The 11,344-nt window shown below is 63.2% G+C and carries 10 protein-coding genes and 2 pseudogenes; 2 read left to right on the forward strand and 10 right to left on the reverse strand.

Going from position 1 to position 11,344, the window contains the following annotated elements; genetic code table 11:
* Positions 1-323: 323 nt before the first annotated feature.
* Both AC1DR1_RS22040 and AC1DR1_RS22045 read right to left on the reverse strand, forming a co-directional pair.
* Complete coding sequence (locus AC1DR1_RS22040; RefSeq protein WP_476967732.1) at positions 324-2,144, reverse strand: FAD-dependent oxidoreductase; 1,821 nt, start codon at positions 2,142-2,144, stop codon at positions 324-326.
* Positions 2,145-2,291: 147 nt separating this feature from the next.
* Positions 2,292-3,593, reverse strand: a complete 1,302-nt coding sequence (locus AC1DR1_RS22045; RefSeq protein WP_476993336.1) for an MFS transporter — start codon at positions 3,591-3,593, stop codon at positions 2,292-2,294.
* Between the two features lie 188 nt (positions 3,594-3,781).
* Here AC1DR1_RS22045 and AC1DR1_RS22050 point away from each other — a divergent pair, with 188 nt between their 5' ends.
* Both AC1DR1_RS22050 and AC1DR1_RS22055 read left to right on the forward strand, forming a co-directional pair.
* Positions 3,782-4,645 (forward strand): sugar phosphate isomerase/epimerase family protein, encoded by an 864-nt coding sequence (locus AC1DR1_RS22050; protein WP_229995468.1) that lies wholly within the window; start codon positions 3,782-3,784, stop codon positions 4,643-4,645.
* The gene (locus AC1DR1_RS22055; RefSeq protein WP_229995469.1) at positions 4,642-5,457 is read left to right on the forward strand and encodes an SDR family NAD(P)-dependent oxidoreductase; all 816 of its coding nucleotides are present in this window, start codon (positions 4,642-4,644) and stop codon (positions 5,455-5,457) included. The genes AC1DR1_RS22050 and AC1DR1_RS22055 overlap by 4 nt, the downstream gene beginning before the upstream one ends.
* Here AC1DR1_RS22055 and AC1DR1_RS22060 read toward each other — a convergent pair.
* From AC1DR1_RS22060 to AC1DR1_RS22095, 8 genes and pseudogenes are all read right to left on the reverse strand, one after another.
* Positions 5,418-6,716 carry a LacI family DNA-binding transcriptional regulator gene (locus tag AC1DR1_RS22060; protein WP_364746404.1) on the reverse strand — a complete coding sequence of 433 codons (1,299 nt, stop codon included), beginning with the start codon at positions 6,714-6,716 and terminating at the stop codon, positions 5,418-5,420. The genes AC1DR1_RS22055 and AC1DR1_RS22060 overlap by 40 nt on opposite strands.
* Positions 6,717-7,070: 354 nt before the next feature.
* Positions 7,071-7,751, reverse strand: a pseudogene (locus AC1DR1_RS22065) (Y-family DNA polymerase); the annotation flags it as partial.
* A gap of 8 nt (positions 7,752-7,759) precedes the next feature.
* Positions 7,760-8,008: pseudogene (locus tag AC1DR1_RS22070) on the reverse strand (LexA family protein); the annotation flags it as partial.
* Positions 8,009-8,013: 5 nt separating this feature from the next.
* On the reverse strand, positions 8,014-8,787 hold the full coding sequence (locus tag AC1DR1_RS22075; RefSeq protein WP_476993337.1) for an SDR family NAD(P)-dependent oxidoreductase: 774 nt from the start codon (positions 8,785-8,787) through the stop codon (positions 8,014-8,016).
* Between the two features lie 191 nt (positions 8,788-8,978).
* Entirely contained in the window at positions 8,979-9,122 is a 144-nt protein-coding gene (locus AC1DR1_RS22080; RefSeq protein ID WP_229995472.1) for a hypothetical protein, read from the reverse strand.
* 11 nt (positions 9,123-9,133) lie between these two features.
* Positions 9,134-9,247 (reverse strand): CAT RNA binding domain-containing protein, encoded by a 114-nt coding sequence (locus AC1DR1_RS22085; protein WP_229995473.1) that lies wholly within the window; start codon positions 9,245-9,247, stop codon positions 9,134-9,136.
* Between the two features lie 395 nt (positions 9,248-9,642).
* The gene (locus AC1DR1_RS22090) at positions 9,643-10,854 is read right to left on the reverse strand and encodes a serine hydrolase domain-containing protein (RefSeq protein WP_229995474.1); all 1,212 of its coding nucleotides are present in this window, start codon (positions 10,852-10,854) and stop codon (positions 9,643-9,645) included.
* Between the two features lie 2 nt (positions 10,855-10,856).
* Positions 10,857-11,344, reverse strand: a 488-nt coding sequence (locus AC1DR1_RS22095) for an ATP-binding cassette domain-containing protein (RefSeq protein ID WP_476993338.1), incomplete at its 5' end; no start/stop codon positions are given.

Here is an 11,344-nt window from a genome sequence, read left to right on the forward strand (position 1 = left end):
GCGAAGGTCGCACCGTCGTTGGGCCGGACCCACACGTGTTGTCCTGGCAGGAGGCCCGTCCAGTCTTGAGGCGCGAAGCCGTCGCTCGGGTAGCGGGATTTCTTCTTCTCCACGGGTTTCACTTTCTACATTTCTCGCTGGGGCTTCCTGCCGCGGGTGCTGCTGGTGTGGTCAGGGGGCGGGGGCCGCCCCCCTTGGGCCCTTGGCTCGCGATATCCATCCACAAAGCTCGACCCAGGGCCCCTTCCTTAAGAAGCGTTGGGGTCGCGATTCTTGACAGTCTGAATCCTTCCAGGGACTGGTTTCGGGTTCCGGTATGTACGTCATCGGCGACGACTTCGTGCGTCCGGGGCGTCATCGTTCCCGGTCATTGTTTCGGTGGCTGGGGTGCCGTCGTCTTCGTAGTGTGTGGCTCCTGCGAGGTCGCGTCCGGCGATGTATCCGAAGGTCAGGGCGGGGCCGAGGTTGATGCCCCCGGCGGGGTATTGTCCGCCCATGACTGAGGCCTGGTCATTACCGGCGACGTATAGGCCCTTGATGGGGTGCCCGTTCGTGTCCAGGACCCGTGCGCGCGCATCGGCTGCGAGGCCTGCGAAGGTGCCGAAGGAGCCAGGGACGATTTTGACGGCGTAGAACGGCCCCTTTTCCAATGGGCGCAAGGACGGGTTCGGGGTGTTCTTCGGGTCTCCGCCGTAGCGGTTGAATTCGCTGGCGCCGCGGTCAAAGTCCGGATCCACCCCCTTGCGGGCGTTCTCGTTGAACTCGGCCACGGTCTTGACCAGAGCATCGGGGTCGATGCCGCAGGCTGCGGCGAGTTCTTCGATGGTGTTGCCTTTTTTGAGGTAGCCGGAGCGGAGGTAGGGGAAGAGCGGGACGGGCAGCGGTTTGGCCATCCCCAGCGGGAACTTGCGCACGTACTCGGCGTCGGCAATCTGCCAAGCCTCGACCGATTCACCCTCGGGGGTCGCCTTCAGCATTCCTTCCACATAGTCGTAGTAGCCGTTGGCCTCGTTAACGAAGCGCTTGCCGTCCCGGCGCACCCCGATGCTGCCGGGTTTGGCGCGATCCATGATGTGCGGGAACGTACCGGTGCGTCCGTTCCGGTATGGGACCAGGGAGACCGGGCACCAGGCTGCCGGAGACGCCGCATCGGTGTCGAAGCGGGCACCCACGGCCTGGGCAATGGTAATGCCGTCCCCGGTGGTTTCCTTGGGTGCGAGTGTCCAGTGCTCGCGGCCCGTGGGGGTCTTGGGGAAAAGCGCCTTGCGGCGGGCAACGTCGTTGGGGAACCCGCCGGTGGCCAGAACGACGCCGCGGGAAGCGTTGATAGTGTAGCTGCCGGAGGGTGAATCCACGACGGCGCCGGTCACCGTGCCGGTCCCGTCGGTGAGCAAGCGCTTGGCGGGGGTGGAGACGCGGATGTCGACGCCGAGGTCGTCGGCTGATTTCATGAGCCGGCCGGTGAGGGCGGTGCCGTTGACCAGCTGCATGTTCCGGCGGTGAATGATCAGGTCCAACAGGTGGAAGCCCACCCGCCAGGCTGCGTGGAACAGGCCCTGGAGGTTTCCTTGGGAGGCGGAGAGGAACTTGGTAAGGTCCGGCCCGGCCATGATGCCCATGCCCAGGAATGATGTTTCGTAGAGCTGGTGGCGCATTATGGCGCGCAGTTCTGGTTTGATTTTGCGGGCGTTGAAGGGTTTGGGGCCGACGGAGCGGTGCCCGGTGCCGGCGCCCGGTGTGCTGCCGTAGATGTCCTTGATCTTGGCTCCGGGAACGAACTGCAGGCTGGTCTTGTCCTGGAAGAAACCGACCATGTGCGGGACGGCCTCAAGGAACGCCTCGACCTTGTCCTCACGGTAGTTCGCGCCGAGTCGGTGGCGCAGGTAGGTGCGGAAGAGTTCGGGGTCCTCGTTGACGCCGGCGGCTTTGGCCAGCGGGTTACCCGGGGTCCAGGCCCAGCCTCCGGACCAGGACGTGGCGCCGCCGCAGACCTCGGCTTTTTCCACGACGATGACTTTCAGGCCGTGGTAGGCGGCTGTTACGGCAGCGGAAAGCCCGCCCGCGCCGGAGCCGATGACGAGGACGTCGCAGTCCAGGGCTTTGGCGGGGGATGTGGTCAGGTCATCAGATTTGGTGGTCTTCACTCGGCGCTGGCCTTAATTGTTGGCTGTATCTGTGGTCTGTGTTTTGTGTGCAGGGGGTGAATGCGCGGCAACTGGCGTCTCGGTTGCCGGTTGCCGCGCACTCGTCTTCGCGTCACCGTTGGTTTGGTTGCGTCCTGCTTCTTGTCTTTAGCGGTGTTCCTTGTTGGCCCACTTGTAGGACCAAAGGCTGGAGACCAGGGCTATCAGGCAAAGCCCGGCGAGGAGCGCCGCGGCGGGGGCCCAGCTGCCGCTGCTGGCCATGAGGGCGGTGGCGATCAGGGGGATGAAGCCGCCCACGGCTCCGGCGAGTGCGTAGGCGAATCCTGCGCCGCTGTAGCGGATCCGGACGTCGAACATGTCGGTGAACCAGGTCTGCTGGACGCAGGTGGAGATGTTGTGTCCGAGGTTGATCAGGGCGCAGAAGCCCAGGATCATCGGGATCAGTTCGCCGCTTTCCAGCGCTGCGAAGAATGGTGCTGCTGCAAGGGCCGCGGCGAGGGGGCCGATGATGTAGAACCATTTCCGGCCGTACTTGTCCGCGAGGCGTCCCCAGAGTGCCAGGAAGGGGATGGCGAGGACCATGGCGACCATCGAGGCGGTCAGGACGGTGGAGGTAGGGGTGTCGGTGAAGTTTTTGACGTAGGCCAGGGAGAAGGTGAAGCCCATGTAGAAGGTGCTCTGGTCCACCATCCGCATGCCGATCACGGCCAGGATCTGCTTGGGGCTGGTCCGCAGCGCTTCAGCCAACGGTGCACGGGCGTCCTTGTGTTCTTCCTTGACGGCGGTGAACTCTGCTGACTCGGGCACGCCGGCCCGGATCCAGAGTCCGACAAGGGCGAAGAGGATGCTGATCAGGAACGGCAGGCGCCAGCCCCAGGCGAGGAACTGTTCGGCCGTGGTCAGTGCGGTGACCAGGGCGAACGCTGCGGTGCCGAGGAGCAGTCCGACGAATGATCCGATCTGCACGCCGGTGGCGAGGAAGTTGCGCCGGCCTGCCGGCGCGTTTTCCACTGCCATCAGGGCCGCGCCGCCCCATTCCCCGCCGACGGCGATGCCTTGGATGGCCCGCAGGGTCACGAGCAGGATCGGTGCGGCGACGCCGATCGCGGCGTAGCTGGGGAGTAACCCGATGGCCGTGCTGGCCAGTCCCATCATGATGACGGTGATGAAGAGCATGGTGCGGCGGCCGTACTTATCGCCGAAGTGGCCGAAGATGGCCCCGCCGAGCGGGCGGAACAGGAAGCCGACGGCGAACGAACCCATGGAGGCCAGCAGCCCGGCGACCTGGTTGTCCGATGGGAAGAACAACGGCCCGAACACAACGGCGGCAGCAGTGCCGTAGAGGAAGAAGTCGTACCAGTCCACGACGGCGCCAACAGTGCTGGCCAGCGCTGCCCGCCGTCCAGACGTGGCACTGATGACGACGGGAGGATGGTTCAGGGCGCCCATGGCGGTACCCCCGGTGCTCGAAGTGTGGGAACTAGGCATTGCGGTTCACCGCAACCTTTCTTGTTTGCTCGGCTGCACCTTTGCGGGCGAGCGGATTGAGTGCTTTAATGACTACGTAGTCATTTAGTGATTTAGATCATACGCGCATCGCTTAATAACAGTCAAACACCCAGAGCAGGATGGAAGTTATGAACAGAACGATCGGGCTGGCGCACTTGTCAGCGCTGCATTTTAGTCCGCCGGAGCTGGTGGACGCAGCGGCAGCTGCGGGCTTTACCTCTGTCGGGATCCGGGTTCACCCGGCAACCCGGAGTGAAACCCAGTACCCCATGGCTGCCGGTTCGTTCATGTCGGTGCAGACCATTGAACGACTGGCGGCCACGGGCCTCTCAGTCCGCGACATTGAAGTATTTACCCTGGACGGACACCGCGGACGCAAGGAATGGGAACCGGTACTGGAGGCCGGCGCAGCCCTCGGCGCTTCTGTGCTCAACGTCATCGGCGGCGATCCGGACCGCGCCCGGTTGACGGACAGCCTTGCGGCGCTGGTTGAGGATGCCACGAAGTACGGCATCCGCCCGTCCATTGAACCGATCTCGTATCAGCCCCTTGACTCCATCCCGGCCGCCGGCCTGCTGGTCGGGCAGACAGGCTGCGGAATCATGCTGGACGCGCTCCATTTCGTGCGCGCAGGCGGCCTCATCGCAGAGCTGATAGCCCTGCCGGCAGGGGCGGTGACCGTCATCCAGCTCTGTGACGGCCCGGCCGAAACCCCGGCACTGCCCGTCCCGCACCGCATGCCGCTGGGACAGGATGTGAACGGATCCGCGCGGCAGATCGAGTCGCGTGCGAAAAGGCTGGCCCCCGGGGAGGGGGTCTTCCCGCTTCGGGAAATCCTGGCGGCCCTTCCCGACGCGCCGGTCAGCGTCGAAGTCCCTGACGTCTGGGCCGTCGAGGCCCTCGGCACAGCCGCACACCTCAATCACATCCACACCGCAGCCGAGAATCTGATCGGCTCACTCCTGAAAACTGAAATGGAGACAACACCATGAGCGAAGTCACCGAAATCACAACACCGGGGGCAGCCGCAGGCAGCCCCCCGCGGCCCCGAACCGCCAGCGCCGAGATCTATTGGCCCGGCCGTTTCCGGGATCAGGTCATCCTGGTCACCGGCGCCGCCGGCGGGCTCGGATCCGACACCGCGGACCGGCTCGCACGCGAAGGCGCCACTGTCGTCTGCACCGATGTCGCCGATGGCGGGCTGGGCGACGGAAGCAGCCCCACAAACTGCATGGCCCTGAACGTCACCAGAAGGGCTGATTGGGACCGCACCGTCCAGACAGTACTGCAGCGGTACGGTCGGATCGACGGGGCGCTGTTCGCCCACGGAATCCAGGGTCCCGAAGCTCCCGTGACCGAAATGCCCGCCGACGGATGGGCCAAAACCCTGAGCGTGAACCTGGACGGCTGCCTGCACGGCCTGGCGAGCATCCTCCCGGTCCTCACACAGCAGGGATACGGCCGGGTGGCCATCCTGTCATCCATTTCCGCCCGCGAAGGGAACCCGCACCAGGCCGCCTACTCGGCCTCCAAGGCCGGGCTCGTGGCCCTGGTCAAAACGGCAGCGAAAGAAGTCGCGCCCTATGGCGTCACGGTCAACTCCATCGCACCGTCCATGATGAAGACCCGGCTCCTTGAGGACCTCAGCCCTGAAAGGAACGCCCAGCTGCTCGCCAAGGTACCCATGGGCAGGGTCGGACTCCCGGAGGAATTCTCCGCCCTGGCCACGTGGTTGCTCTCCGCGGAAGCGAGCTATATGACCGGTCAGACGCTTGACCTGAGCGGCGGCCGCAATACCGCCTGAGGAGGCGGCGCCGTCGTCCCCCGTATTTCCAGCCTGACCGGAAATACGGGCTTCCGTGCCTGGCTGGGAGGCTCGCCCTCGATTCTCCCGGCCAGGCGGTCGACCGCCTCGTACGACATCTCCGCAATGGGCTGGTGCACGGTGGTCAGGTTCACAAAAGCCCAGCGGGATGGCCCGGAATCATCAAATCCCACAATCGACAGCTCATTTGGGACACTTATCCCCAGTTGGGCTGCGGCGTCCATGGCAGCAAACGCAAAAGCATCCGTCACGCAAAACAACGCCGTCGGCCTGTCCTGGCGATCAAGCATCTCCAGGGCCGCCCGCACCCCGTCCTCGTGCGTCAAGCGGAGGTGCTGAATCCAGTCCTCGCGTACCGGGATCCCGCGGCGCTCCATCGCAGCGCGGACACCGTCCTCGCGGTCACGGCCATTGGACCGGTCCCGCAAAGTCGACAGCACGCCGATTCTCGTGTGCCCCAGGCCCTGCAGATGGGAAATCACCAGCTCACCGGCGCCCCTGTCGTCTGCGAGTACGGCTTCGACATCGACGCTGACATCATCACGGCTCAACAGCACCACCGGAGTGCCACGGTCAAGGACCCGCCGGACCGCGGCGGACCCCTCCCTCGCCGACACGAAGATCATCCCGTCAACCGTCGCACGATCGAGCACATCAACGGCCTCAGGATCCGGCGAAATATCCGGATCCCTAATCAGGACCATCCGGTAACCACGCTCCAGCAGCCGATTCTGCAACGACTCCACAATGACCGGGTAGATCGGGCTCGTCAGATCCGCGACCACAATGCCCACCGCATGCGTCCGCCGGGTAACCATCATGCGAGCCGCTGCATCCGGTACATAGCCAAGTTCCCGCGCCCCGGACAAAACCCGCTCCTTGGTAGAAGGCGCGACAGCCGGATCCCCCCGCAAAGCACGTGAAACCGTCGACTGCGACAATCCAAGATGCCGGGCCACATCAACACTGGTAACCATGGCCCAATCGTATTTCACCCACAGCGCGCCCGCCGGCAGAACCTGTCCCAACAGGTCAAAGTCCGCAGCGGCCGCGGCGTCGACAAAGCTTCGGTGCAACGGAGGCCCCCGTCGGTTCAGGGTCAGACCGTCGCACGAAATCCTGAACAGTAGGCCAAAAAACCGGCCCCCCACATCAACACGCTGAACTTGACAGGGAAGATCAAAGGCAACGACCAGCCCTACACCCCAGGTGCCCGTTCCTGGCTGAAACTCAAGCACCGCGAAACCGTGGAAATCATCTGCGAGGCAGTCATCGGGCCGATCACCGAACCCCGGGAGGTCGTGGCCGGGCTGGTCCTGGACGGGGAGCTGCGGATCGTGGGCAGGTCCACACCTTTGAAGACGGCAGCCGCGCGGGAACTGGAGCGGTGGCTGCAACCTCCCCGCGGCGYCCACCCCTGGCCCACGACCGTGCAAGGCACCACCCGGGACCGGTTCAACCGCGACAAGGAACCGGTAACGCTGACACTGGTCGAACCTGTCGCAGTGGAAGTCTCCGCCGATACGGCCTGGTCAGGCAGGTCCTTCCGCCACCCACTGCACCTCGTCCGGGCCAGACCCGAGCTGTCTCCTGCGGTCCCGGATCATGACGGGATCGGCGCGGGACAGGTCCAGGATGGAGTGGATGCCGAGGGCGTTGAGGCGTTTGGTCAGCCGGGTGGCGACGCCCCAGATCTCGATCACGGACAAGCGGCTCATCAGGGTTTGCCTGTCGGCGGCGGGCACGGAGTCCCAGCGGCAGACGCCGTCGAAGGCCGGGTTGTTCTTGGYCCATTTGTTGGCCAGTTTCGCCAGGGTCTTGGTCCCGGCGATGCCCACGCAGACCGGGACTCCGACGTTGCGGCGCACGGCGGCCTTCATGGTTCGGCCCAGGGCCAGCAGCTCGTCCGGGGTGCCTTTGATGCCGAGGAAGGCCTCGTCGATGCTGTAGACCTCCAGCCATGCGGAGTAGCGGCCGAGCAGTTCCATGACCCGGGCGCTGATGTCGCCGTAGAGCTCGTAGTTGCTGGAGAGGGCAACGAGTCCCCATTCCTTGGCCCGCGGGGCGAGTTTGAACCACGGCGCGCCCAAGGCGATGCCCAGGGCTTTGGCTTCCGGGGAGCGGGTGACGGCGCAGCCGTCGTTGTTGGACAGGACCACTACGGGCCAGCCTTCCAGGGACGGGTCGAAGGCCCGCTCGGCCGAAGCGTAGAAGCAGTTCACATCCACATGCGCGATCTGCGGCATCCGCCGCATTAGGGCAGGCTTAGACATTGCGCGCCTCAGACATGATGCAGGCACCGGGTCGCGACGCCCCAGATGACCAGATCCGCGACCGAAGGGACCCGGATGTCCGGGTACGCCGGGTTCTCCGCCTGCAGTACGACGCCGGCTCCCGTGATCCGCAGCCGCTTGATGGTCAGCTCCCCGTCCAGCACGGCGATGACCACGGACCCGTCCCGCGGCTCGAGGGCCCGGTTCACGATCAGTTCATCGCCGTCGCTGATGCCGGCGCCCTCCATCGAGTCACCGGCGGCTATTGAGCTGTGTATCCGCCGTCTATGGGCAACGAGGTGCCGGTGATGTAAGAGGCTTCATCCGAGGCCAGATATGCCACGGCTCCGGCCACGTCGCTTGGAAGTGCAAGCCGTTTAAGGGGGATTTGGTCAACAACCCTTGCTTCGGCCGCTGCTGGATCTGCATGCGTTTCCAGCCACTCGTCGTACAGCGGTGTCTTTGTCATGCCTGGGGCAACGGCGTTTACTCGGATGTTGTAGGGGGCCAGGTCCACGGCTGCAGCCTTCGTCAGCGCCAGCATTGCTCCCTTGCTGGCGCTGTAAATCCCCATGGTGGGCACTCCGATTGAGGCCAAACGTGAAGTGATGTTGATGATCGATCCGCCAGCTTCCTGCATGGTTCGGGCGGCCGCTTGCAGAAGGCGGATGGCAGCGAAAGTGTTGACTTCGAAGACTTCTCGGATCTCCTTGTCGGGAACTAACAGAAGGTCTCCCGTGTGATCGACCGCGGCGTTRTTGACCAGCACGTCGAGTCGACCAAAGCGTGAAACTGCTGCGGACGTGAGGGAATTGCCTGATTCTTCGTCTTTGATGTCCGTGGAATAGAAGTGCAGCTGGGAACCGAGTGCCGCTTCAAGTCGTTGCCCTCGCTCGATTGACCGCCCGGTTGCCAGCACCTGGGCACCTTCGGCTACCAGTCTGCGGGCGATTGTATCCCCGATACCGGAAGTAGCGCCTGTGACCAACGCGACTTTGCCCGCTAGACGGGCGTTGGAAGTTGATTGCGATAGCACTTTGAATCCTCTCGTAGCCACATTTCGTGCGTGCCAGATGTCTTCGCCTCCGCTTTCCAAGCATTCCCTATCGTTTGGTGCTCTACCGGGGTACAGGTGTTGATTCCTTAGATGCGATGGCCGCAGGTGACTGCTAGTACGCCAGCACTGTCGACTGTGTTTGGAGTGGGCAGGCTGGTCCCTGCTCACCGTCAGGAAGAGGCCGTGTTTGTACCGCTGTGGGCAATTTCCAGTACCTGGTCGGCCAGTGTCAGGTGTTCGGGAGGAATGGCCGCCACCAGGGCGCCGAAGTTGTCTGCGTTGCGCCCGTCCTCGGGGACAAAGACGCGTACCACTTTGGTTTCGTCTACCTGCTGCCCAGGTTTCGCTGGAACCCGAGGCCGCGTCCGGTGAGAATGACCACTCCTTTGTTGGCGGCGCGGGCGAGGACGTTGTTGTTGAATACGCGCAGCACCTCCACGTCTTCCTCCTCTCGTCATTGACCGGGATTGAAACTGGGGAGCTTTTGTCCAGATACGGCGACTTCCTGCGCCCTTACAYGGTGCCGATAAGGGCCCATATGTCGGGGAAAGGGGGGAGGACCGCCAGGAGTGTCAGGTTGCGTCCGAGCCTTTGTGGTTCGTTGTCAGGAGCAGGAATCGAACCCTGAAGTACAGGGGCAGGCAACGAGCAGAGTGGGAAACCGGGATTTGCAGCAGTCGGTTTGGCTCTGTGATGGGCAGCGGAAGGCCGGCAATTGGGTGCACAGCCACCGGGCGGCGGTCTGCTTCGGATTACCTGTGGAGGCGATTTTTATCCTTTGACCTTTATTTAGTGGGGATTCCTGAGGACCTGCGCTCCGAGGGGTCGCCTCAATCAGCTGGTGTATTCCAGGATGCTGACCATTTGCTTGAAGCCTTCAGCGTGTGCCCGGCTGAGTTCGAGTGCAACCGGCTGTGGGCAAGAGGAGAACTTCGCTATGACAGTGTCGCTGACGGGGTCAATCCAAATGAATTGGCCGTGGATGCCTGCGGCGTAGACCGTGCCTCGGCTATCTCCGGGGACCCACCACTGGTTTCGGTAGGAGCCATTGGGGTGGACTTTCTGGTAGCCGGTTCCTCTGGCCAGTTGCGGGTCTCCGCCGCGCATCGTGTCGTTGATCCACCATGATGGGACGACCGTTTGCCCGTTGGCTTTCCCGTCGTCCAGCATGAGCTGTCCGATCTTGGCCAAGTCTCGTGCGGTACAGGCGATTCCTCCGTTCGCAAATGCGAAACCACCGGAATCAGTGGTGATGAGTGCATCATCGAGTGTCCCGAGCTGGGACCACAGTTCGTCGGAGACGACTTTGGCGTATCGCTTGCCGGTGACGTTCTCGATGATCCATGCCAGCACGTCTGTACCGGCTGAGCAGTACTGAAATGATCGGCCGTGTTCTCCGGCAGCTTTGAGGAGCGTGAGGAATTCGTAAGTGTCCTCTGGGTCTGTTTCGAGCTTGGGGCGCCAGCCGGCGATCCTATCCTGCTGCTGGACTTCAGCGGCCGCATCCAGGTAGTTCTCGCTGTAGCGGACTGCGGCGGTCATGTCGAGTACTTGGCGGACCGTCGCGTTCCCGTAGGCGCTTCCCTTCAGCGGCGGGACGTAGTGGTGGACAGGCTGTTGCGTGTCTATGAGTCCCCGGCCCACCAAAATACCCATGGTAAGCGCGCAGACGGATTTAGAAACAGACATCAGGACGTGCCGGTCGTGCGGCTGGAAAGAGCCAAAATAGCGTTCCAGGACCAGTTTCCCGTGTTGAAGTACGACGATGGCATCTGTGTGCGTGGATTCCAGGAACTCCTCAACACTGTGCCACCTCTCCGCGTGTTCCGTGGTGACTGAATCGTTTCCAGTAGAGGGCAGGGATGTGCTGCCTCGACGGATCGTTGCTGTGGTAATGAGTTCGCTGATGTGAGCGAAGCCCCAGCGATTGAATGGGCTTTCTTGCCAGTTGTCCAGGGTGACGTGCTCGTTGAAGTCCTGGCCGGCATAGCGGTCAATCTTGCCGGGGCTGGTCAGGAGAGAACTGTTAGCTGTTGCCTTTAGCATGTTTAGTCGTTGCCTTGCGTGGTGAGGGTGGGGAGAGTGTGGGAGTCGGCCATTTCGGGTCGGCCGTGCCCTGGGGCTGCCTCGAGGAGTCTGCGGGTGTAGTCGTGCCGTGGGTCTGTGAAGATCCGTTCGGCTGTTCCGCTTTCTACGATCTTTCCGGTCTTCATAACCGCAACGTCATCGCTGAGATAGCGGACGACGTCCAGGTCGTGGGAGATGAGCAGATATGTGAGCCCTTTTTGTTGCTGCAGGTCCTGGAGCAGGTTCAGAATCTGGGCTTGGACGGAAACATCAAGGGCGCTGGTGGGTTCGTCCAGGATGAGGAGACGGGGCGATGTGGCCAGGGCGCGTGCGATGCCGACGCGTTGGCACTGTCCTCCGGATAGCTGATGCGGGAGCCGGTGGGTGTGTTCGGCTCCCAGTCCGACCTCATCAAGCAGATTGTTTATTCTTGCTTGGAGGGCCTGCCCTTTCAGGGCAGTGTGGGTCC

It is taken from the genome of Arthrobacter sp. P4_F10 (assembly GCF_056401435.1).